This is a genomic window from Glutamicibacter sp. M10 (assembly GCF_025452055.1).
Taxonomy (GTDB): domain Bacteria; phylum Actinomycetota; class Actinomycetes; order Actinomycetales; family Micrococcaceae; genus Glutamicibacter.
The window spans coordinates 1,415,380-1,437,500 of sequence record NZ_CP104918.1; the positions used below are offsets into that span (position 1 = coordinate 1,415,380).

20 protein-coding genes and 1 pseudogene are annotated in these 22,121 nt (G+C 55.9%); 11 read left to right on the forward strand and 10 right to left on the reverse strand.

The genetic code is table 11. The features are described 5' to 3' along the window. Nucleotides 1-183: 183 nt before the first annotated feature. On the forward strand, nucleotides 184-1,656 hold the full coding sequence (gene cls / locus N6V40_RS06930) for a cardiolipin synthase (RefSeq protein ID WP_262199503.1): 1,473 nt from the start codon (nucleotides 184-186) through the stop codon (nucleotides 1,654-1,656). On the opposite strand, the gene N6V40_RS06935 is transcribed toward cls, so the two are convergent. The 5 genes from N6V40_RS06935 to N6V40_RS06955 form a co-directional block, all read right to left on the reverse strand. Next, on the reverse strand, nucleotides 1,643-3,658 hold the full coding sequence (locus N6V40_RS06935) for a chorismate-binding protein (protein WP_262199505.1): 2,016 nt from the start codon (nucleotides 3,656-3,658) through the stop codon (nucleotides 1,643-1,645). The two genes, cls and N6V40_RS06935, sit on opposite strands and share 14 nt — an antisense overlap. Further along, entirely contained in the window at nucleotides 3,645-4,154 is a 510-nt protein-coding gene (locus N6V40_RS06940; protein WP_262199507.1) for a low molecular weight protein-tyrosine-phosphatase, read from the reverse strand. The genes N6V40_RS06935 and N6V40_RS06940 overlap by 14 nt, the downstream gene beginning before the upstream one ends. Nucleotides 4,155-4,244: 90 nt before the next feature. Continuing rightward, nucleotides 4,245-4,868 (reverse strand): LysE family transporter, encoded by a 624-nt coding sequence (locus tag N6V40_RS06945; RefSeq protein WP_022874312.1) that lies wholly within the window; start codon nucleotides 4,866-4,868, stop codon nucleotides 4,245-4,247. Then, entirely contained in the window at nucleotides 4,865-5,161 is a 297-nt protein-coding gene (locus tag N6V40_RS06950) for a hypothetical protein (RefSeq protein ID WP_396268504.1), read from the reverse strand. The genes N6V40_RS06945 and N6V40_RS06950 overlap by 4 nt, the downstream gene beginning before the upstream one ends. Continuing rightward, nucleotides 5,131-5,376: a hypothetical protein gene (locus N6V40_RS06955; protein ID WP_262199512.1), complete on the reverse strand. Its 246-nt coding sequence runs from the start codon at nucleotides 5,374-5,376 to the stop codon at nucleotides 5,131-5,133. Before N6V40_RS06955 ends, N6V40_RS06950 begins: the two co-directional genes overlap by 31 nt. 217 nt (nucleotides 5,377-5,593) lie before the next feature. On the opposite strand from N6V40_RS06955, the gene N6V40_RS06960 reads away from it, so the two are divergent. The 9 genes from N6V40_RS06960 (at nucleotide 5,594) to N6V40_RS06995 (ending at nucleotide 17,498) form a co-directional block, all read left to right on the forward strand. Beyond that, a complete protein-coding gene (locus N6V40_RS06960) occupies nucleotides 5,594-7,645 on the forward strand; it encodes an MMPL family transporter (protein ID WP_262199514.1) in 2,052 nt (683 codons plus the stop codon). 385 nt (nucleotides 7,646-8,030) lie between these two features. Further along, nucleotides 8,031-8,171 carry a DEAD/DEAH box helicase gene (locus N6V40_RS17650; RefSeq protein WP_396268507.1) on the forward strand — a complete coding sequence of 47 codons (141 nt, stop codon included), beginning with the start codon at nucleotides 8,031-8,033 and terminating at the stop codon, nucleotides 8,169-8,171. A 2-nt stretch (nucleotides 8,172-8,173) separates the two neighbouring features. Next, entirely contained in the window at nucleotides 8,174-9,466 is a 1,293-nt protein-coding gene (locus N6V40_RS06965) for a DEAD/DEAH box helicase (protein WP_396268509.1), read from the forward strand. A gap of 298 nt (nucleotides 9,467-9,764) precedes the next feature. Beyond that, nucleotides 9,765-10,631, forward strand: coding sequence for a pullulanase X25 domain-containing protein (locus N6V40_RS06970; RefSeq protein ID WP_262199515.1), 867 nt, complete (start codon nucleotides 9,765-9,767; stop codon nucleotides 10,629-10,631). Between the two features lie 8 nt (nucleotides 10,632-10,639). Continuing rightward, complete coding sequence (gene pulA, locus N6V40_RS06975) at nucleotides 10,640-12,883, forward strand: pullulanase-type alpha-1,6-glucosidase (RefSeq protein WP_262199516.1); 2,244 nt, start codon at nucleotides 10,640-10,642, stop codon at nucleotides 12,881-12,883. A 555-nt stretch (nucleotides 12,884-13,438) separates the two neighbouring features. After that, nucleotides 13,439-15,292, forward strand: a complete 1,854-nt coding sequence (gene dnaK / locus N6V40_RS06980) for a molecular chaperone DnaK (protein WP_131088940.1) — start codon at nucleotides 13,439-13,441, stop codon at nucleotides 15,290-15,292. 13 nt (nucleotides 15,293-15,305) lie between these two features. After that, entirely contained in the window at nucleotides 15,306-15,887 is a 582-nt protein-coding gene (locus N6V40_RS06985; RefSeq protein WP_262199517.1) for a nucleotide exchange factor GrpE, read from the forward strand. A gap of 85 nt (nucleotides 15,888-15,972) precedes the next feature. Next, on the forward strand, nucleotides 15,973-16,950 hold the full coding sequence (locus tag N6V40_RS06990; RefSeq protein ID WP_131088938.1) for a DnaJ C-terminal domain-containing protein: 978 nt from the start codon (nucleotides 15,973-15,975) through the stop codon (nucleotides 16,948-16,950). Nucleotides 16,951-17,069: 119 nt separating this feature from the next. Continuing rightward, nucleotides 17,070-17,498 carry a heat shock protein transcriptional repressor HspR gene (locus N6V40_RS06995; protein WP_131088937.1) on the forward strand — a complete coding sequence of 143 codons (429 nt, stop codon included), beginning with the start codon at nucleotides 17,070-17,072 and terminating at the stop codon, nucleotides 17,496-17,498. On the opposite strand, the gene N6V40_RS07000 is transcribed toward N6V40_RS06995, so the two are convergent. Together N6V40_RS07000 and trmB are read right to left on the reverse strand one after the other, a co-directional pair. Continuing rightward, on the reverse strand, nucleotides 17,495-18,121 hold the full coding sequence (locus N6V40_RS07000; protein ID WP_131088936.1) for a GNAT family N-acetyltransferase: 627 nt from the start codon (nucleotides 18,119-18,121) through the stop codon (nucleotides 17,495-17,497). The genes N6V40_RS06995 and N6V40_RS07000 overlap by 4 nt on opposite strands. Before the next feature lie 51 nt (nucleotides 18,122-18,172). Continuing rightward, nucleotides 18,173-19,030: a tRNA (guanosine(46)-N7)-methyltransferase TrmB gene (gene trmB, locus N6V40_RS07005; protein WP_131088935.1), complete on the reverse strand. Its 858-nt coding sequence runs from the start codon at nucleotides 19,028-19,030 to the stop codon at nucleotides 18,173-18,175. A gap of 124 nt (nucleotides 19,031-19,154) precedes the next feature. On the opposite strand from trmB, the gene N6V40_RS07010 reads away from it, so the two are divergent. Further along, nucleotides 19,155-19,565 (forward strand): YccF domain-containing protein, encoded by a 411-nt coding sequence (locus N6V40_RS07010; RefSeq protein WP_131088934.1) that lies wholly within the window; start codon nucleotides 19,155-19,157, stop codon nucleotides 19,563-19,565. 71 nt (nucleotides 19,566-19,636) lie between these two features. Here N6V40_RS07010 and N6V40_RS07015 read toward each other — a convergent pair. The 3 genes and pseudogenes from N6V40_RS07015 to N6V40_RS07025 form a co-directional block, all read right to left on the reverse strand. Beyond that, a pseudogene (locus tag N6V40_RS07015) lies at nucleotides 19,637-20,820 on the reverse strand (TerC family protein). Nucleotides 20,821-21,082: 262 nt separating this feature from the next. Further along, on the reverse strand, nucleotides 21,083-21,550 hold the full coding sequence (locus N6V40_RS07020) for a GNAT family N-acetyltransferase (RefSeq protein WP_131088932.1): 468 nt from the start codon (nucleotides 21,548-21,550) through the stop codon (nucleotides 21,083-21,085). 30 nt (nucleotides 21,551-21,580) lie between these two features. Further along, nucleotides 21,581-22,075: a DinB family protein gene (locus N6V40_RS07025; RefSeq protein WP_131088931.1), complete on the reverse strand. Its 495-nt coding sequence runs from the start codon at nucleotides 22,073-22,075 to the stop codon at nucleotides 21,581-21,583. Nucleotides 22,076-22,121 lie beyond the last annotated feature (46 nt).

Consider the following 22,121-nt stretch of genomic DNA (forward strand, 5'->3'; position numbering starts at 1 on the left):
TTATCGAACCCATAGCCCATGTGTGACCTTTGAGCTCACGGATGTTCAGACTTCTTAGTGAATCTTAGATAAGCTAAGCGGAGGAATTTGAGCTGTATTACGCAGATCAGAGCCGGAAATCGCGACGATCATCGTGCGTAACGAAGGGGTGTACCAGCAGTGTTACCGAGTAATGAAGTACTTATGCAGATCGGTAGCGTGCTGTGGAGTATCCTAGTAGCCATCGAATTGGTGGTCCGTTACTTCATGATCGGTATCGTTCCGGGCAACCGACGCCCCACCACGGCGATGGCTTGGCTCTTGGGAATCTTCTTCCTTCCGGTGGTTGGACTTTTGGCCTACTGGCTTTTTGCTAATCCACGGCTCTCGCGTAGTCGGTTAGAAAAGCAGAAGCGTGCCCACGAGCAAATCATTGACGCCACCAAGCACATGGAGTTGCCTGAAGAATTTCACTCCCAAGAAGAGTGGGTTGAATCTGCGGTCAGCCTGAACCGTAACTTAGGTGCTATGCCCCTAGAAGGTGGCAACAGTGTTGAGGTTATTTCTGACTACCGTTACTCGATGGAGTCGATGCGTCATGAAATCGACAAAGCAACACGCTACATCCACATTCAGTTCTACATCATGGGCGACGACGAAGAATATGTTGGCCCAGTCCTTGAAGCACTAGAACGCGCGGCACAACGTGGTGTGCACGTGCGCCTGCTCTTTGACCACCTAGGTACCTTGCGAGTTAAGGGCTATGGCGAGTTGAAAAAGCGTCTAAAAAAGTCAGGGATCAACTGGCGTCCCATGCTTCCCATTGACTTGATTGGTCGGCGCTGGCGCCGCCCAGACTTGCGTAACCACCGCAAGATTTTGGTCATTGATGGCGAGGTCGGTTTCACCGGGAGCCAGAACCTGATTGAACCGGGTTACAAGCGTAAGTCTTCGCATAAGGTCGGACGCGAGTGGGTCGAAATGATGCTGCGCGTTGAAGGTCCTTTGGTTCGCAGCTTGGACGTGACCTTTGCTATTGACTGGTGGCAGGAAGAAAACGACCAAGAAGTCCTGATGGACATGAACGAGGCCAGGCACCCGTTGGCCTACGAAGAACGTCCCGGGTCAACCTTGGCGCAGCTACTTCCAAGCGGTCCGGGCTTCGGCAAGGAAAATAACCTACGCCTGTTTAATACGCTGATCTACTCGGCCTCCGAGCGCTTGGAAATCACCAGCCCGTACTTTGTGCCAGATGATTCCATGCTCTACGCAATTACTACTGCAGCCCAGCGCGGGGTAGAAGTTGAACTTTTTGTCTGTGAAGAAGGCGACCAGTTCCTGGTTCACCACGCGCAGCAGTCCTACTACCAGCAACTTCTCGAAGCTGGTGTACGTATTCACTGCTACCCAGCGCCGATGGTTCTGCACACCAAGTGCTTCACTGTTGATGACGAAGTGGCGGTCGTCGGATCCTCAAATATGGATATGCGTTCCTTCAGCCTGAACATGGAAATTTCCGTGATGCTCTTGGGCAAGGAGATGGTCAACGCGGTCAACGAAGTACAGAATCACTACCGCGAGATTTCTACGGAAATCACTTTGGGGCAGTGGCGCCGTCGTCCACGTATGCAGCGCTGGATAGACAACGTAGCCCGCCTCACCGCTACGTTGCAGTAGGCTGCGGGAAGCTGGCGCCGAGGGCTTGAAGGACACCACGGGATTTGGTGATGACCTCTTCCCACTCTTCTTGTGGAACTGAGTCTGCGGTAATTGCTCCGCCCAGCCCCAAAGATAATCGCCACGACGCATCAGGCAAACGGTCACAAACCAGTGTGCGGATAACTACGGAGAAGTCGGCAGCACCGTCGGCTCCGAAATAGCCCACCGCCCCGGAGTACAGGCCGCGGGCACGGTGCTCTTCGAGCTCATCAAGGATGTTCATCGTGGACAGCTTTGGGGCACCGGTCATTGATCCCGGTGGGAAGGCTTCGCGCAAGGCCCCAGCCGCCAGTTCTGGCTGACTCAGGGTGGCGTCGATGGTGGAGACCATTTGATGCACCGTTGCGTAGCTTTCCACAGAGCACAACCGTGTCACCTTGACGGATCCGGGCACTGCGTAATGTGAGAGATCATTGCGCAGAAGATCAACAATCATGATGTTTTCTGCGCGGTCTTTTGGATGCGTTGCTAGATCATGTTTGAGTGCCAGGTCTGAGACTTCGGTGACGCCGCGTGGTCGTGTGCCCTTGATGGGTTCAGCACGTAGCTGCCCATCGTTAGACAGAGCCAAAAAACGTTCTGGAGAGATACTTGCGACTTCAAGGTCAGCTAACTTCAAGTAGTGAGCAAAGGGCGCCGGGCTGCTAAGGCGCATCCTGCAATAGGCTTCGAACGGATCAAAGTCTTGGGTAACGGCGGTCAACTCGGTGGTCAGGCAGACTTCGTAAGTGTTGCCCTCATAGATTTCGTGTTGCGCAGCGAGGATTTTGGTTTGGTAACCGGCTGCGGTGTCAGCACATGCAAATTCAGGTATCGGTAGTGTTTTGCTCCGGCGATCTTGCGGTGGATTGCCAAGAAGGATGGACAGCTGCGCGGAAGGTTTGCTGGCACTGTGTAAATGCATCTGGGAGCTCAGGTGATCAATGACCATGATGGTGTCCGGAGCGAAAAATTGCGCGTCGGGACGCGTTTGTCCCGGAGAGATTTCTGCGCTGATATTTGAGGCTGCGACTTCGCGCTTGAGCTCATAGCCGAGGTAGCCCACCCATAGTGGCAGTGGGTAGTCGGTGTGCAACTGGTTTTTTGAGGGCCAGAGGGAGCCTAGTGAGTCAAAGAAATTTTGACCGAGTTGAAGGCGCGCCCCGCCCACGGTGATGTAGGCTCCTGATTCGTTGGCCCCGAGGATTGGCGGTTGAGCACTGGTTGCAAAAGCGAGGATGGAATAGCGGTTGCGCCCCAGCGGATCATCAAGGTGCTGGCTGGTGGATTCCAAAAGAGCAGCGTGGGGTAACTGGGCTGTGAGCTGTTCAAAAAGTGCAGCCACATCAACTGGTGCCTGATAACTTTGGCGCAATGTAGGCAGGTTGGAGCCCTGAGCCGTACCGCCAAAAAGTTCCTTGATCGCTTCGGGCAAGAAATGGCTGGCGCCCAAAAGCGAGTTGAGCGGATCAGCAACTTCGGAAGTATCAATGAACAGCAGCGCATGATCAGCAGGTGAGTGAGTCTGAAGATAAACAGATTCTTGCTCTGCCCACGTAGACCAGTACGGGCGGTAGGTTTGACCGTCCCGGGCTAAAGCGCGTTCGCGGCGAAAATCTTCCGGTGCTTCAAGCCAGATGCCGAAGTTTATGATTTCGCGGGCTTGGTCGTTGAGTGCTCCGACGCCTTCAATGATGAGAATGTCGGCGGCCGTGAACTCGTGGTGCTCGCCAAGGCGATCGTTTGCCCAATCCCAGGTGGAGTAGGTGACTGTTTCTCCTGCGGCTAAGGCGGGTAGTAGGTCGTTGTACATCCGCCGGGCATCGGCGAGGCCGTGCCACCCATGGTAGAGGTCTTCAAGGCGCAGGATATTTACAGAAGAGAACTCTGAAAGGTGCTGCGCTAGTGATGATGCGAAGGTGCTTTTGCCTGAACCGGAGCGTCCATCAATGGCAATGAAAGTTGGTCTAGCGGTTTCCACGAGAAGCGATATTACTCCGCACGTAATCTACAAGGGCTGGCAGGGATGCTGAAATGAGTTTCCACGATTCGCGGAAGTCTCCGGCGTCGCCGTACCAAGGGTCATAAACACCCTGGTTTTCGTGTGGTTCATTAACTGTAACTGGGTCGAAGGACCGGAACATGCGCAGCTGAGGTCGTTGCGACGGGTCGAGCTCTGCCAACTCTGGTACCAGTTCTTCGAAGTGGTCGGTGTCCATGGCCAGGACGAGGTCCATATCGGCCAATTCATCGGCGTCGATTTGGGCAGCGACATGTTCTGAGGCGTCCAGTCCATGGCTGTGCAGGATGCTGGCGGCGCGCTCGTCGATGGGGTTGCCGACTTCGCCGTCGGTGATGGCCCGCGAGAGCACTTGAACTTCGTTGACATCGGCATTAACCAAGGCGTCTTTGAGCATGTACTCGGCCATAGGCGAACGGCAGATATTCCCCGTGCACACGATCATTATCCGGAACATGGCATCAGTCTATGGGCACAAGCGCTCTGGTGCGATAGCTACGCGCCCGAAAGTCGGGCATAAATCGGTAACGTTTCAGGGTTGATGCCGCTAGTGCAGGAACAGCAGCAGAAGAGCGACAAGGATGAACAGGACCCCGAAGAGGATGTTCAGCATCTTTGCGCCGCGGTAGGTGGCGGTGAAGCGCTGGAAAGTGCGTGCGGTTCCGGCAAAGAAGAAGTACATCACCAGGATGTCCACGGCGATGACCGTTCCGATGTACAACGCGTATTGACCCAGCAGCGGTTGATCTGCGTTGATGAATTGCGGGGTGAAAGCCAAGAAGAACACGATGGCCTTGGGATTGAGCAAGTTGACCAGGATCCCGCGGTTGAGCATCACGCGTCGGGTCAGCTGCCGCCCCGAGGTGGTTCCATCGGAGGCCACTTCCGGTTTGGACAGCAGCATTCGGATTCCCAGATACACCAGGTAGGCCGCTCCGGCATATCGGATGATGGCAAAGAGCGCTGGGCTATTGGCTACCAGGATTCCAACGCCGGCGGCGACAATCACTACATGGATGAGCAAGGCGATTTGCTGTCCGAGGATGCCCCAGATGGAGGCACGCCAGCCTTGGCGCATCGAATTGTTCATGGTGTTGATGGCGCCAGCACCGGGAGTGAAGCTGATGATGATGCAGGCGCTGAGCAGGGAAAACCACAGTGAAAGAGTCACCGGTTAATGCTAGTGCCCGCTGGCGGGTTCGAGGGATTCGCGGGACTTTGCGTTACGGCTTCTTGACGGGCAGCGTCGACCCCGGCGATGGCATCGTTCATGAAGCGGGTAACGATCTGGAGTTCTTGGTCGTTGTAGGTGCCGATGACTTCCATCATTTTCATGCCCAGCGGCATGAACATTTGGCGTCCCTTGAGCCGGGCCTTGTCGGTTGGAGAGATCCGGATGACTCGTCGATCCTGGTCGGAGCGCAACCGTTCAATCATGCCCAGGCGTGCGAGGCGGTCCAGCATCGCAGTGGTGGCGGGGAACTCAATTGCAGTTCATGGCTCAGGTCCTTGGGGGACGGCAGTGCTCCGCGTTGCTGGTACTTCATGATGATGGACAGGGCGTTCATGTCCGTTCGGTGGGTGCCGAATTGCGCTCCCGTGGATTCAACATAGCGGTCGGTTGCCTGGCTGAATTCCTGTAGGAGCACCACCAGCTGCTGGTAGTCGCTTGCAGTCATAGCCGCAATCCTAAACCGTTTTGGCCCGTGTCCAGAAAAAATAGTTCGATGGTGGAACTATCTAGGGTAATGTTGGATTCACATCGAGGATCGATGCGCAGAGCGCGACTATGAATGAGGAAACGCGAAAGTGCCACAACAAACCCAGCTAGCAAACGGCTCGTCCACTACCAGAAAAAGAAAAAGCATAGGTATAAGAGCTGGAATCTACGCTGTCTTGATTCTGCTATGGCTCGGCGTGGCTGGACTTGGCGGACCCACTTTCGGGAAGCTTTCCGAAGTCCAGACCAATGACCAGACCTCTTTCCTTCCGGCCAGCGCAGAAGCCACCCGGGCCCTTGAATGGCAGAACAAATTCCAAACTTCTGAAGCGATCCCCGCCGTCGTGGTCCTAACCGGCACGGGGAAACTCGAGGCTTCTGCCGTCACTGCGCTCGCCGAAAAGCTTGCCGGCTTCACATACCTCGAAGGGGATGTGGTTGGACCGTTTATTTCCAAGGACGGGCAAGCTGCTGAACTGCTCGTACCAATCTCCGGCGAGACCGAAGCCAAAGAAGGCGTCGAGGAACTGCGCTCCCTGATCGCCGCGGAAAAGCCCGAAGGCACCACTGCCTACGTGACGGGACCGGCAGGGTTCAGCGCGGACTTGGCTGAGGCCTTCGGCGGCATCGACGGTGTGCTGCTGGGCGTGGCACTGGCAGCGGTGCTGGTTATCCTGCTGCTGGTCTATCGCTCGTTGTTGCTGCCCATCACGGTGCTGATGACCTCGATGGTTGCCCTCTGCGCCGCGATTCTGAGCGTCTATTTCATGGCCTCGGAAGGCTGGATCCGGTTGGATGGCCAGGCCCAAGGCATCCTTTCCATTCTGGTGATTGGCGCGGCCACGGATTACTCGTTGCTCTTTGTCGCACGGCACAAGGAAGCCTTGGTCTCCGGCGCTGACAAGTGGCAGGCAGTGTCCACGGCGTTCAAGAGCTCGCTGGAGCCGATTGTCGCGTCGGGTGGCACCGTCACCGTGGGCCTGCTATGCCTGCTCTTCTCGGATTTGAACTCCAACAAGGCTCTGGGGCCCATCGGCGCTTCGGGCATCATCTTCTCGATTATTGCCGCACTGACCTTCTTGCCAGCAGTACTGGGGCTCTTGGGCAGGGCCGCCTACTGGCCATTTGCTCCCAAGCCTCAAAGCGCTCCCCAAGACCCGGGGATCCCGGCGGGCCTGTGGGGCAGGATCGCTGGATTTGTCGCCCGGCATCCACGGCCGATTTGGATGATCACTGTTGTCGTCTTGGCCGCGGGAGTGCTGGGTGTCACCGGGCTCAAGGCCCACGGAGTGCCTCAAAGCGAACTGGTGGTTGGCGGTTCCGAAGCCCGGGATGGCCAGGTAGCGCTGGGCGAGCATTTCCCTGGAGGAACTGGCTCCCCGGCAACGGTGATTGTTGATCAAGCAGATGCCCAGGCAACCCTGGACAAGGCTCTTGATGTGATGGGCGTTGACTCAGCGTACCTGCAGGCCGAAAATGGCGGCCCTGCACTTGCCGAGCGCGGAATTGAGCCGTATGAGGTCCAGGGGCGGAACCTCATTTCTGTGACCCTGGCCGATGCCGCCGACTCCGATGAGGCCAAGCAAACTATCGTTGCGCTGCGCGATGCAGTGCACCAGGTCAATTCGCAAGCGCTGGTTGGCGGCACCACCGCCACGCAGCTCGATACCAATGCAACGGCGCAGGCGGACCTCTACAAGATCATCCCCACGACTCTGGGCGCGATCTTTGTGATTCTGATGCTGCTCTTGCGCTCGGTGCTCGCGCCATTGCTCTTGATGATCACCACGGTGCTCTCCTATGGAACGGCCATGGGTGTTAGCGCGTTGGTCTTCAATAATGTCTTCAACTATGTTGGCGCGGATCCTTCGGTGCCGTTGTTCGGCTTTGTATTCCTGGTAGCGCTGGGCGTGGATTACAACATTTTCCTCATGACTAGAGTGCGCGAGGAGTCCTTGAAGATCGGCACCTATGAAGGCATGCGCCGCGGGCTGCAGGTCACCGGCGGCGTGATCACATCTGCAGGTGTTGTCCTTGCAGCAACCTTTGCCGCACTAGGGGTTGTACCCATCATGTTCCTGGGACAACTGGGGTTCATTGTTGCCTTCGGCGTGCTTCTTGACACTTTTATTGTCCGCAGCCTGCTAGTGCCAGCACTGGTGGAGGAGATTGGGCCAAAGGTCTGGTGGCCCTCCAAATTGGCACGCAAAATTGGCGCCAGCAAGTAGCGGGAACGTGGTGAAAGTCTCCGGCATATCAAGGGCAAGGCGGGGATGGTCACAGGCCAATCAGGTTCAAGCACTGTAGAGTGGATACTTGTGCACCTCCGGATTTGACCGGATGCATGCGTCGACAGTTTAGATTTCCCTCCAGCTGATTCCCCGGAATGATTCCGTGCGGATTCACCGGTGGTTGCAGGCCAGAACGATGGCCCTGCGCGGTGCGGACTTCCTCCTGGCTCGGCGAGACCCAGCGCCACGGCTCGTGGCGTGCGAATCAGAGAGAAAGCTTGAATATGTCCGTAACTTTTAGCGCCCTGGGCGTGCCCGGAAACCTTGCCAAAGTCCTTTCCGAGAGCGGAATCGAAACCCCTTCCCGATTCAGGAAGCCACCTTGCCATCCACATTGGCTGGCGGAGATGTTCTTGGCCGCGGACAGACCGGTTCCGGCAAGACCTTGGCTTTCTCGTTGCCACTGGTCGCTCGCTTGGCACAGCGTCCCCAGCGCCGCAAGGCCCGCTTCCCCGCGCATTGATCATGGCGCCAACCCGTGAATTGGCAACCCAGATCGCGAAGACTGTCGATCCCCTGGCGAAGGCTAGCGGCCTGCGCACCACCGTCATCTACGGCGGCGTGGCCCAGAGCCGCCAGGAAAAGGCCATGAACGACGGTGTTGACATTGTCATTGCCTGCCCTGGCCGTCTTGATGATCTGATCAAGCAGAAGATCGTTGACCTGTCCCAGCTGGAGATCTCGGTGCTGGACGAGGCCGACCACATGGCTGATATGGGCTTCCTGCCGGTAGTTCGCCGCATCATGGACCGCATGCCAACCGGCATCCAGCACATGCTGTTCTCTGCTACTTTGGACAACGGCGTGGACAAGGTCGTCAAGCGTTACCTGAGCAACCCAACCATTCACTCGGTGGATGCGCCTCAGGCTGCTGTGAACACCATGGAGCACCACGTTTTTGTTATCGGCAACGATGACAAGAAAGAACTGATCCGTATTCTGGCTCAGGGCACCGCACGCCGCATCATGTTCATGCGCACCAAGCACCACGCAAAGAAGATGGCTCTTGCACTCTCCAAGGCTGGCGTTCCAGCGGTGGACCTGCACGGCAACCTCTCGCAGAATGCCCGTGACCGCAACCTGGCAGCCTTTGCTTCCGGCGAAGCTAAGGTTCTTGTAGCTACCGACGTTGCCGCCCGTGGCGTCCACGTTGATGGTGTGGAACTGGTTGTTCACGTTGATCCACCAGCAGAGCACAAGGCTTACACCCACCGCTCGGGCCGTACCGCCCGTGCAGGTTCGGATGGAACCGTAGTTACCATTTGCACCCCTGATCAGCAGGGCGACGTTGCTTCGTTGCTGAAGCAGGCTGGCCTGAAGGTACCTTTCGAAAAGGTCAACCTGAACTCGCCAGTTGTTGCCAAGGTTGTTGGCGAAGTTGCTGAGCACGTTGCCTACGTTGCTCCAGCACAGCAGACCCGTAACCCAGCTAAGAAGAAGCCAGCTGGCGAATCTTCGAACGCTCGTGGTGGCCGCGGTGGCGGACGCAATGTTCGCGGTGGCGAAGGTCAGTCCCGCGGTGGCGAACGTCGTCGCTCGGATCGTGACGGCGCATCGAGCCAGTCTGAGCGTCCAGCACGCGAAGCACGTGGTGGCAACGCTGATCGTCCAGCACGTTCAGCTCGCGGTGCAAACACAGAGCGTCCATCGAACGCTTCACGCGGATCGCGTGCTGGTGGTCGCAACGCTTCAGCACCGACCGGTGGCCGTTCACGCGGACCACGTCGCGCTTCGAGCCCGACCACTAGCGGTCGCTAAAACTAAATAGTCATCACGAAGCCCTGGACAGCAAAAGCTGTCCAGGGCTTCGTGTTTTAAGCGCTCAAAAAGTGGCAATCAAGATGGGCGATGTCCCTCGTCTTGAGGTTCTACTGCAAGCGTTTTCTATGGAAAAAGATGGAAAACTTCCATAAAGATTGCCAGTTGACCTCCTTATTGATGTAAATGTTGAAAACGCTTGCACTCTGTGAATACTGCTAAGTAGTGTGGTCTGAATCACTGGCCTGCCACTTGTTGTGGCGCGCCATCAGCACTGTCGAATTCAATGGAGCATTTCGTGAACAGCACTAGCGCTACTTTCTCTGCGCGCCAACATCATTCACCCCCGCAGTACCCAAAGCGCACATGGCGCCGCTGGCTGACTGCTTTGACTGCCACTCCGGTACTGGTGCTGGCGCCGGTCTCACCGTTGGCTCTGGTGGCCGCTTCGGCTAACGGACCCACAGTCACCTTGGTTGGCAGTTTTCAAGATGAACTGGGTTGCGGTACCGAATGGGAAGCAAGCTGTGCAGCAACAGCGATGACTGATGCTGACGGGGACGGAACGTACGAGTTCGCCACCGACAAGATCCCCACTGGAACCTACGAGTTCAAGGTGGCACACAATGGTGGTTGGGATGAGAACTATGGGTTGGGCGGAGCCCTTGGAGGCGGAAACTACAGTCTTTCGGTCAAGTCGGGCGACTCGGTAACCTTCAGCTACGATTCAACAACTCATCTAGTGCAGGTTGATGGCACTAGTGCGACGATTGCCGGGGTTGGGCAATCCAAAGCGCAGTGGATCTCTGCCGATACGATTGCCATCCCGCGAGACTTAGGTAGCGGGGAAAGCTATGCTCTCTACGCTTCGAAAGATGCCAAGCTGAGGTTGGACGGGGAGGAAATTTCCGGAGCGAAACCGATTGAACTCAAAGGAGTTATCAGCGGGCTCACCGAAGCGCAGCGCAAGAAATTCCCACACCTAGCCGACTACCGCGCACTGCGCGTGAACATGTCGCGGGAAGTTACTGCAGCCGTCTTGCGCTCACAATTGGCCTTGGCGCGTTGGGATGTTCAAGACGGAGCCAAGAAGCTCACCGCATTCACCGCACTGCAAACCTCCGGTGCCATTGATGATCTCTATGCGACGGCACTTCAAAAGTAGAACTTGGCGTGAGCTTCACCGGCAAACGACCAACCTTCAGGCTTTGGGCACCCACTGCCCATGAAACGACGCTGTTGATCACCGACCAAAACGAGAAGACAACCCGGCATCAAGCCAGCTACGACGCAGCTAGTGGAGCATGGACCGTCAACGGTAAGCCACAGATGGCGGAAGCCAAATACCGGTGGGAAGTACGGGTCTTTGTTCCCGAGACCGGCAAGATCGAGACCAATATTGTCACCGACCCTTACTCGGTTGCCTTAACGACGAACTCCACTCAGTCCGTGGCAGTGAACTTGGAAGATCCTAAGCATCAGCCCAAGCAGTGGCGCAAAGCCGAAGCAAATGATGTTCAGAAAGATGTGGACCGCAGCATCTACGAGCTTCAAATCCGTGACTTCTCAGTCTCCGACTCATCGGTGACAGAAAATCTTCGGGGTCGTTTTGGAGCCTTTGGTGCCAACGGTGCAGGAAGCAAGCAACTTCAAGAACTGTCGGACGCAGGTTTGACCACTGTGCACCTGCTGCCAAGTTTTGATATCGCGACAATCCAAGAGGATGAAAAGCAGCGAACTGAAACTGACTGCAAGTTGCAGTCCTTGCCTGCCGCCTCAAGTGAACAGCAAGAATGCGTCACCGCTCATGCAGGCGAAGATGGATTCAACTGGGGATATGATCCTTTCCACTTCATGGCACCGGAGGGATCCTACGCGACTAATCCCGAAGGAGCGCAGCGTGTAGAAGAGTTCCGTGGCATGGTTGGATCCCTGCACAGCATGGGACTGGAAGTTGTGTTGGACCAGGTCTTTAACCACACCGCGGCCTCTGGTCAGGCAGAGAAGAGTGTGTTCGACAAAATCGTGCCCGGATACTATCACCGACTGGACGCCGCCGGCAACGTAGAAACCTCGACCTGTTGTGAAAATCTAGCGACGGAACATGCGGCCGCACAGAAGCTCATGGTTGATTCACTGGTGCTGTGGGCCAAGGACTACAAGGTTGACGGTTTCCGCTTTGACCTCATGGGGCATCATTCACGCGAAACCATGGAGGCTGCGCGCAGTGCATTAGATGAACTCTCACCTACACGCGATGGTGTGGATGGAAAGTCCATCTACCTCTACGGCGAGGGCTGGAACTTTGGGGAAGTAGCCAACAACGCCCGGTTCTATCAAGCCACCCAAGGTCAACTCAACGGTACCGGCATCGGTACCTTTAACGACCGGCTGCGCGACGCGGTCCACGGTGGCAGTCCGGTGGATTCATCATCAACCTTCCGTCAGGGCTTCGGTACCGGACTGGGCACAGACCCTAACGGGAACGAGGTTAATGGAAGTACCGAAGAAGCGCTCAAAGATCTAAGCCATGAAACGGACCTGGTGCGTTTGGGCTTGGCTGGCAATCTTGCCGGATTCGAATTCCTCGCTGCCGATGGCAAGGTGCACCGTGGTGACGAATTGGATTACCGCGGATCTGCTGCTGGTTATGCCTCGCAACCTGGAGAAGTAATCAACTATGTTGATGCGCACGACAACGAGACACTCTACGATCTCACCGTGCTCAAGCTGCCTCTCGAAACTTCCATGGAGGATCGTGTGCGAATGAATACGTTGTCCCAAGCTGCGGTGATGTATTCGCAGGCTGTTCCTTTCTGGCATGCCGGAACAGAACTGTTGCGCTCAAAATCTCTAGACCGAAATAGCTATGACTCGGGGGACTGGTTTAACCGAATCGACTTCTCCGGCCAGGAAAATACGTTCGGTTCTGGTCTACCTCCCAAGGCTGATAACGGTGAGAAATGGGATCTGATGGCACCGCTGTTGGAAGATCCTGAGCTCAAGCCAGATGCCAAAGCGATGTCCCAAGCTGAAGGTGCAGCTCTTGACCTCTTGCGTACCCGCAATGAAGTTGGCCTCTTGAGGTTAGGAACTGCCGAGCTGATTGAGCAGAAGGTTAGCTTCCCGCTCAGCGGTCCAAAGGCGGATCCGGGAATTATCGTGATGCGCATTGACGATACCGTGGGTGCAGATGCGGACAGCAAGCATGATGGGGCCTTGGTCGTTTTTAACGCTTCTCCTGAAGAGAAAACACAAACCCTTAAGGACCTCGTTGGGCGCGAGTATTCGCTTGCCTCTGCACTGGAAGATGGAAGCGATCAGCGAGTAAAGTCGACTTCCTTCAAGAGCGAGAGTGGCGAACTTTCGATTCCTGCGCGCACCGCCGCGGTGCTCGTGGAAGCTGAAAGCGACTAAAAGTCTTGGGTTAGTTATTTGATCAGCCGATCGCTTGCTCAGCTCTTGCGAAGCTCAATTCAAATAACTACATAGCTGGCCACGCTCATAGCGAACAACCCACCCTCGCCTCGGCAAGGGTGGGTTGTTCGTTGCCAAAGACAAAGTAGGAAATTGATCCCACGAAGCGGAAGTAAGGGAATGCAACCCGCGGTGGATTTGGTCCTCGGACTAACTGTGCTGGGCGCCTATGAAAGTCACATAACGTTGTGATTGCCCAAGCCAGCTGGATAATTCTGTAGCCCATCACGACAACTTGGGATTCAGGAAGAAGTCTTTGATTCATCGCATCTAGGGCAGTTAGTGGCGTCCGCGTAGCTGGGAGAGAAATTTTTTGCGGTAGGGGAATTATTCGCTCACCTCACCCGTTGAACAGAGCAGAACGCAAAGTTGAGTGAGGTTGGCTCAAGTTGATTTGACAGTCGAAAACGGCTGAGTAAACTTGAGTCCAGAACGCTCAATGAGGATAAACGTCCTCAGCGTTAGTACTTTCAACCAAGGCAAAGGAGAGCCATTATGTCGCGTGCTGTAGGTATTGACCTAGGAACCACCAACTCCGTAGTTTCCGTACTCGAAGGTGGTGAGCCAACCGTTATCGCTAACGCGGAAGGCAACCGCACTACCCCGTCAATCGTTGCTTTCTCGAAGAGCGGCGAAGTTCTGGTTGGCGACATCGCCAAGCGCCAGGCCGTCAACAACATCGACCGCACCATCGCGTCGGTCAAGCGTCACATGGGTACCGACTGGACCATCGACGTAGACGACAAGAAGTACACCGCGCAGGAAATTTCCGCTCGTACCTTGATGAAGCTGAAGAACGACGCTGAGTCGTACTTGGGCGAAAAGGTCACCGACGCAGTGATCACCGTTCCTGCCTACTTCAACGACGCTGAGCGTCAGGCAACCAAGGAAGCCGGCGAGATCGCTGGCATGAACGTACTGCGTATCGTCAACGAGCCAACCGCAGCTGCACTGGCTTACGGCCTGGAAAAGGGCAACGAAGACGAACTCATCTTGGTCTTCGACCTGGGTGGCGGTACCTTCGACGTTTCCCTGCTTGAGGTTGGCAAGGATGACGACGGCTTCTCCACCATTCAGGTTCGCTCCACCGCTGGTGACAACCGCTTGGGTGGCGATGACTGGGATCAGCGCATCGTAGATTGGCTGCTGGCTCAGGCTAAGGCCAAGGGTGCAGATTTGTCCAAGGACAAGATTGCCCTGCAGCGTCTGAAGGAATCTGCTGAGCAGGCCAAGAAGGAACTCTCCTCGGCTACCAGCACCAACATCTCCCTGCAGTACCTTTCGGTTACCCCAGAAGGCCCAGTGCACCTGGACGAGCACCTTTCGCGTGCTAAGTTCCAGGACCTCACCAAGGACCTGCTGGAGCGCACCCGTAAGCCATTCAACGACGTTATCGCTGAAGCAGGCGTTAAGGTTTCGGACATCGCCCACGTAATCCTCGTTGGTGGTTCCACCCGTATGCCAGCCGTTGCTGAACTGGTCAAGGACCTGGCCGGCAAGGAAGCTAACAAGGGCGTAAACCCTGATGAGGTTGTCGCCGTTGGTGCAGCTTTGCAGGCAGGCGTACTGAAGGGCGAGCGCAAGGACGTTCTGCTAATCGACGTCACCCCACTGTCCCTGGGTATTGAAACCAAGGGCGGCGTGATGACCAAGCTGATCGAGCGCAACACCGCAATCCCAACCAAGCGTTCGGAAACCTTTACCACCGCTGAAGACAACCAGCCTTCGGTATCGATCCAGGTCTTCCAGGGCGAGCGCGAGTTCACCCGTGACAACAAGGCTCTGGGCACCTTCGAGCTGACCGGTATCGCACCAGCACCACGCGGTATCCCACAGGTTGAGGTCACCTTCGACATCGACGCCAACGGCATCGTGCACGTATCCGCTAAGGACAAGGGAACCGGCACCGAGCAGTCGATGACCATCACCGGTGGTTCCTCACTGTCCAAGGAAGACATCGAGCGCATGGTTCAGGAAGCTGAAGCACACGCCGAGGAGGACAAGGCTCGCCGCGAGGCAGCTGAGACCCGTAACGCTGCTGAGCAGGCTGCCTACTCGGTAGACAAGCTGATCAAGGACAACGAAGACAAGCTGCCAGAAGAGGTCAAGACCGAGGTCCAGGCCGACGTTGACGCACTGAAGGCTGCCCTTGAGAAGCAGGATAACGACGACGAGGTCAAGGCCGCGTTCGAGAAGCTGCAGGCATCGCAGACCAAGCTGGGCGAGGCTATCTACGCCAACGCTTCGGCTGAGGGTGCTGAGGCAACTGCAGGCGAGCAGGCTCCAAACGCTGATGAAGACATCGTCGACGCCGAGGTAATCGACGAAGACGAAGCCGACAAGAAGTAGGGAGTTGGGGAATATGTCCGAGGCAAAAGACCAGAACGAAAACTTCGACACTGAGTCGGAGAACCAGCCAGAGGCCGCAAGCGAGCAGCCAACCGCTGACGCCCTGGGTCAGGCCGAGGCGATCCTGAACGAGGCTGGTGCTGGCGTGGACGAGTCGGCCGAGTCGCAGGAAGCTGCTAGCGCCGGTGAGGCCGAGCTACGCAACGACCTGCTTCGGTTGCAGGCTGAATACGTCAACTACCGTCGACGTGTTGAACGTGACCGTGCCGTGGCCCGCGAAAACGCTGTCCAGTCGGTGCTGACCACCATCCTTCCGGTACTCGATGAAATCGATGCAGCCCGGGCGCATGGGGATCTGACCGACGGACCGTTCGCTGCGATCGCCAACAAGCTGGATACCATTTTGGTTCAGCATGGCCTGGAGCGCATCAACGAGGCCGGTGTGGAATTCGACCCGAACATCCACGAAGCACTGCTTCGCCAGGCTGTTCCGGAAATTCCAGCCGACCATGTGGGTCAGGTGTTGCGTAACGGTTACCGCAAGGGAACCACCGTCCTGCGCGCAGCGCAGGTATTGGTCGCAACCGGCGAATAGCCACGAATAACACAATTGAAACTGCCCACTGCCGAGACTTCGTCAGTGGGCAGTTTCGAATTGGCATTGAAAGGATGGGGCCCTGATGGCAAGTCAGGACTGGATCGAAAAAGACTTCTACGCCATTTTGGGCGTCGCCAAGGACGCCAATGAGGCGGACATTAAAAAGGCGTACCGCAAACTTGCACGCAAGTACCACCCTGATACCAATCAGGGCGACGTGACCGCTGAACAGAAATTCAAAGACATTTCCGAAGCGCACTCGGTGCTTGCCGATAAAGAACAGCGTGAGCAGTACGACGCCATTCGCGCTATGGGTGGCGGAGCACGCTTCTCAGCTGGCGGCGCAGGTGGCGCACCGGGTGGTGGCCAAGCCGGCTTTGACGACATCTTCTCCAACCTCTTTGGTGGCGGAGGCGGGGCACGAACCCGTGGCGGACAGCCGGACTTCTCCGACCTCTTTGGTGGGGGAGGATTTGGTGGTGGCGGCGGTGGCTTCGGACAAAGCGCACCACCACGAAAGGGAGCGGACCGCACCGCGAACACCTCGATTTCCTTCTCCGGATCCATCAAGGGAACGACCATTGGGCTACGTGAGCAGAACGGCGAAGTCATCGATGTGCGCATCCCCGCGGGCATCAAGGACGGACAGTCCGTTCGCGTACGCGGCAAGGGCCAGCCAGGAGCTGCCGGCAACGGTGACCTGCTAGTCAAGGTCAAGGTTGCGGAACACCCTTTCTTCAAGCGCGAAGAAAATAATATCCGTGTCCACGTGCCGGTCACTTTTGACGAAGCGGTACTCGGCGCCAAGATCCATGTGCCAACCTTGGATGGCGACACCGTGGCGATGAAGGTACCAGCAGGATCCAACTCCGGTCGTACCTTGCGGCTGAAGGGCCGCGGCGTGAAGACGTCAAAGGCCACTGGTGACCTGCTGATCATCTTGGATGTAGTGATTCCGCAGAACCTGTCGGACGCTGCAAAGAAGGCAGTCGAGGACTTCGCTGCTGCAACACAGGACGCAGATCCCCGAGAGGACCTGGCCGCTAAGGCCAAGCTCTAAAACAGGGAAGTCCGCTTTCCTTCCTGCCGTGCCCTCGAAGTGGCACGGCAGGAAAGATAGACTCGGTGACTAGAGACTTAGGAGCAAATAAGCCATGGATGAAAGGTGGTTGAACCAACGTGAACGGTGAGTACCTGCGACCTGTATTCGTCATTTCCGTCGCCGCCCAACTGGCAGATATGCATCCGCAGACGTTGCGCCAGTACGACCGCATCGGTTTAGTCTCGCCCAGTCGACAGTCCGGCAAGCAGCGTCGCTATTCGCAGCGTGACGTTTCCTTGCTGCGCCAAGTTCAAACACTGAGCAAGGACGGGGTCTCCCTAGAGGGGATCAAGCGAATCCTGGATCTGCAAGATCAGGTTGCCTACCTGCAAACTGAAGTGAATGATCTGCGCAATGAACTAAGCGCCGTGCGCCGTGGCCAAACACGCATCTTTGCCGCCGGTACTTCCGGGGGTGACGTCGTTTCCTTGGCTCGTGGCATGCGCCCAGAACGTCGTGAACCGACCGTAACGTTGTTTACCACCCGCCGGGCTATCGGCCGCTAGAGTCGCCCGTGGCGTTCTAGACGCGCCTGAAGATTGGTGCGCACCGCTGGCCATTCGTGCGGCAATATCGAGAAAATCACGGTGTCGCGCAAGGTCCCAGTTGTTGGATCATATTTGTGATTGCGCAGCACACCGTCCTGCTTTGCACCAAGGCGCGTTATGGCGGCTCGAGAAGCAGCATTGTGCCAGTGGGTGCAGAATGCTACAGAGTAACAATCTAATTCTTCAAAGGCACGCTGCAGTAGCAAGTACTTTGCCGCCGGGTTAATTCCGCTTCCCTGAGCAGCGACCGACAAGTAGGTTGCACCGATTTCAACGCGCCTATTTGGCTGGTCAATGTTTAGATAAGTGGTGGCACCCACCGCTTTACCTGTTGCGACGTCAATGATGGCAAAGGGCGCCATAACCCCAGCATCCTGTAGCGCCAAACGATTCTTAATATCGTCAACCATCTGTTGGGCTGACGGAATGGACGTGTACCAAATCTTGTCCAGCGCGCCGGCGGTGACCACCTCGGCTAAGTCGTCGGCGTGATCCACGGAAAGCTGTTCCAGGCGTACCCCGGCGTATTCCATCGTGGGAGTCTGCGCGTACGTATTGGTTTCGGATGCAAAGGTGGCCATGGAATCCATCCTATGGATTCCATGGCCACCAAACACTTCTTGTCGTTGATATTAACCGACGCGGGTGTAAGCCAAATCGAAAACGAGACGTCCAGCCTTCAGCGCTTTGCCTTCAAAGCTGGTGAGGATGCGACGTTCAAAGCGCGGAGCCCAGCCACCTTGTTCATCAAGGAATTCTGGCTCAGGGTCAAAGCCTTCCATGCCGTCGCGGCGGACCTTGGTCAGGTTGCTCTCAACACCCGCGAGGTTGCCTGGATGCTGATTCTCAAAGTCTGCATGGGCTTCCAAGACTTCGCGCATTTGCTCCGCGTAGTTGGACCAGTCGGTAGCCAAGCGCAGGGTTCCACCTGGCTTGAGCACACGCGACACCTTGTCCAGGAAGGACTGCTTGATCAAGCGGCGCTTGTGGTGGCGAGGCTTGTGCCAAGGGTCAGAGAAGAAGATCCAGATTTCATCGGCGCTATTCTCATCAAGCATCACGTCCAAAACTTCCGGAGCGTTGGCCTGAACTGCGCGGACGTTGCTGATCTCGAAGGATTCAACCTTCAGCATTAGTTGTGCAAGTCCCGGACGGTAAACCTCAACTGCGAGGTAGTTACGCTCAGGATCATCCTTGGCAGCATTAGCGATGCATTCTCCAAGGCCGGTACCGATCTCCACGATGAGTGGAGCGCTACGGCCAAAGGCCTGCTCAGGGTCTAGCTTAAAATCATCGGCAACCGAGGTGTCGGCAATCTTGCGCGGCGGATCAATGACGTACTGCTCGGCATTGCGTTCCCATGCGCTGGCACGACGGCCTTGCAAACGGTTGCCACGACGCACAAACGACACTGGTTCTGCGCGGAAGAGATTTGGGTCCTTGGGGGCAGTTCCTTCGGCAGGGCGCTGCTGATCGCTCGATTCGCTCATGATGATTAATCCTAGCGGAGCAACGGGGTCGGTTGCTTGCCAGAAAGTGGGGGATTGGACACCCTAGGGGAAAATCCGGGGATCACCCATAGTGCAACGGCCAGCTAGGGAAGAAGATATAGCTATGACTGATTTAGTGCGCGGTATTCTCAACATTATTTGGCTGGTGTTCGGCGGGCTTTGGCTTGCGCTGGGCTACGTCTTGGCCGGCATTATTTGCTGCTTACTGATCGTAACCATTCCCTTTGGCATCGCTTCGTTCCGGATCGCAGGGTATGCGTTGTGGCCGTTCGGCCGCACTGCCATCGATCGCGGTCCGGTCGGTGCCTTCTCCACTTTGGGCAATATTATTTGGGTACTCGTTGCGGGTATCTGGATTGCTATTGGGCACATCGTTACTGCGATCCCGATGTTTGTTTCCATCGTTGGTATTCCTCTGGGCATCGCGAACCTGAAGATGATCCCCATCTCCTTGATGCCACTGGGCAAGGTCATCGTGCCTTCCGATTACTACATCGCTGGCATCCGCCGTTAGGCACTCCTGCAAAGATTTGGCCACCACCTCCGACTGGAGATGGTGGCCAATTCTTTGGGCGCAAGCAGAAGCTAGCTATTTAGATAGTGTTCGTGTTGCTGATGCGCTTCGGCAACTTCTTCGCGAATCTTCTCGACGTCTTTGGCCTTGTCCCGGTATTTCTTGGCCATCGACTTCACGTAGGCTTCCTCTTCAAGCAAGGCCTGGTAGATGCGTTCACGTTCGTTTGGATCCGAGGTGTAGGTCAGATCTGTGTAGCTACTGGCGTGACGTCCTAGGTTGCCAATAGCAGTCTGAGCCTTCCCGGCCTTGCTGAACAGGGATGCAAGTACGGTAATGAGCAAGGCACCAATGATTACGGTCAAGGACAATCCGGTACTAATTTCGATGACTTGAACGTGTTCACCGTCGTTGATGAATGACAGATTGTTTTCGTGCAGTGCGTGCAGGATCAGCTTGACGCCGATGAAGGCCAGGATCGCTGCGAGACCGTAGGACAGGTAGATCAGTCGATCAAGCAACCCGTCAAGAAGGAAGTACAACTGGCGCAGTCCCATAAGTGAGAATGCTGTCGCGGTAAAGACGATGTAGACATTCTGGGTTAGGCCGAAGATGGCCGGGATCGAATCCAGAGCGAACAGAATGTCGGTTCCACCGATGGCCACCATGACCAGGAGCATCGGGGTCAGTACTTTTTGCCGTCAATCTTGGTGAAAAGTTTGTCACCGTCGTAGCTATCGGTGGTGTGGAACAGCTTCTTGGCGATACGGATGATGAAGTTATTGGCTTCATCAGATTCATCATCTTTCTTCAGCAAATTGCCTGCAGTTAGCAGCAAGATCAAGCCAAAGAGATAGAAGACCCAGGCGAACTGGTTGATCAGGGCTGCGCCAACAAAGATGAAGCCGGTGCGGGCAATCAGCGAAAAGACGATGCCAAAGAGCAATACTTTTTGCTGGTCTTCACGGGGGACTCGGAAGCTAGCGATGATGATCAGGAATACAAAGAGGTTATCTACCGACAGTGCTTTTTCGGTGATGTAACCAGCGAAGTACTCGGTGCCCATATCGATGCCGCCGAAGATCAGTACAAAGACTCCGAAGAGCAGGGCAATGCCAACATAAATGCTGGACCAGATCGCTGCTTCTCGCAGGTTCGGAACGTGGGCCTTGCGTATGTGGAAGAAATAATCGAAGGCCAACAGGCCGAGAATGAGCACCACAGTGAGGGTCCAAATTAGGGCAGATACTTCCATGGAAGGTCCTACTTTCGTAAGGCGCGTTTAGACGATTTTGAGTAAGTCTCTTCGCCTGCTTAGAGCTGGCCGTAAAACCCGGTAGACCTATGAAGGTCCACGTATTGACGGGTGAAACGCTTATGAATACTCCCTTACGTATTTCAAGCCTAACGTGTTTTGTCAGTGGCTGGGAAGACCCGCAGTGCAGATGAAGATGTGATTAGTGACATACATGGTTCGTGTTCGCGCGTTCTGAGTGAGCGTGGATCATGTGGCCATCCTAGAGCGTTTTGCGCATCTTGACGCTGGTGGTTTCGAATCCTAAGGATTCATAGAGGCCGCGTGCAGCATGATTGAACCCAAAGACGCTTAGCCCAAGAGTCTTTGCGCCTTGGGCGAGAGCGTAGGCTTCCGCTAGTTCCATAGCTTCCCGGCCAAAACCTTTGCCTTGGTATTCGGGATCCACCATGATGTCCCACAGCCACCAATAGGCTGGATCTTCGGAGGTGTCTCGACCAATCCAGAGGTACCCGACATCGCCAAATTCATCATGATCCAGAATGAAGACCGCGTTGGAATCGGTGGGAAGGGAATCCGGAAATGATCCTGCCATGGTTCGTTCGGCATTGTCCTGCGCTTTAGCCGGACTTGTACCTGCAGTGATGAGATCTGCGACGTATTCGCTGGTACTGCGCTTGAGCCATGATGAGAATTTTTGGGCGGGGATGGGGATGAGGGTTAGTGACATCTTCGCTGCGTTTCCGTTGGTTGGGGAGTGCTACTGGCGTGCATCGATGATTTGTTCACGCACGATATCTGCGTGCCCGCAGTGCTGAGCGAGTTCACGAAGTACGTGGAGCTGAATCCAGCGTAGCGGTAGTGGCCCTCGTCGGTTTCCTGGGAAGATCTCGTCCCCACTCGTGCCCTGTACTACTTTGCGAGAGTGTTCGATGGCCTGAGTGTAGTCACGTTGCACTGATTCAATGCTGTCCGTGGGTAGGAGGTCAAAGGTCTCATCTGGGCTATCGGGGATTCCCAGTTGCTTGCGTGAGGTCCCAGCGGCAGCTTCGCCGAACCAAACGCGTTCAACGAAGGTGGCGTGCTTGAGCAATCCAAGTAACGTCGTCTTGGAATTCACTAGCTGCATACGTACTTCAGACTCCGTGAGAGTTTCCAAACTGTCGTGCAGCATCTGCCGGTGCTGATCAATGAAAACCTGAATCATTGAGTCGTGATTCGAGCTGTACACCTCGGGGGTATCGGGATTGGTCATGATTCATCCTAAGGCTCTTGCAACGTGTTTCTGGTTGGAATAAAGT

Coding starts and splice junctions, on each gene's coding strand:
- N6V40_RS07000 (WP_131088936.1), bottom strand. CDS start 18,121: ATGGCCACCTTTGCATCCGAAACCAATACGTACGCGCAGACTCCCACG.
- N6V40_RS06985 (WP_262199517.1), top strand. CDS start 15,306: ATGTCCGAGGCAAAAGACCAGAACGAAAACTTCGACACTGAGTCGGAG.
- N6V40_RS06950 (WP_396268504.1), bottom strand. CDS start 5,161: ATGCTGGACCGCCTCGCACGCCTGGGCATGATTGAACGGTTGCGCTCC.
- cls (WP_262199503.1), top strand. CDS start 184: ATGCAGATCGGTAGCGTGCTGTGGAGTATCCTAGTAGCCATCGAATTG.
- N6V40_RS06965 (WP_396268509.1), top strand. CDS start 8,174: ATGGCGCCAACCCGTGAATTGGCAACCCAGATCGCGAAGACTGTCGAT.
- dnaK (WP_131088940.1), top strand. CDS start 13,439: ATGTCGCGTGCTGTAGGTATTGACCTAGGAACCACCAACTCCGTAGTT.
- N6V40_RS07020 (WP_131088932.1), bottom strand. CDS start 21,550: ATGTCACTAACCCTCATCCCCATCCCCGCCCAAAAATTCTCATCATGG.
- N6V40_RS07025 (WP_131088931.1), bottom strand. CDS start 22,075: ATGACCAATCCCGATACCCCCGAGGTGTACAGCTCGAATCACGACTCA.
- trmB (WP_131088935.1), bottom strand. CDS start 19,030: ATGAGCGAATCGAGCGATCAGCAGCGCCCTGCCGAAGGAACTGCCCCC.
- N6V40_RS06955 (WP_262199512.1), bottom strand. CDS start 5,376: ATGACTGCAAGCGACTACCAGCAGCTGGTGGTGCTCCTACAGGAATTC.
- N6V40_RS06940 (WP_262199507.1), bottom strand. CDS start 4,154: ATGTTCCGGATAATGATCGTGTGCACGGGGAATATCTGCCGTTCGCCT.
- N6V40_RS06990 (WP_131088938.1), top strand. CDS start 15,973: ATGGCAAGTCAGGACTGGATCGAAAAAGACTTCTACGCCATTTTGGGC.
- N6V40_RS07010 (WP_131088934.1), top strand. CDS start 19,155: ATGACTGATTTAGTGCGCGGTATTCTCAACATTATTTGGCTGGTGTTC.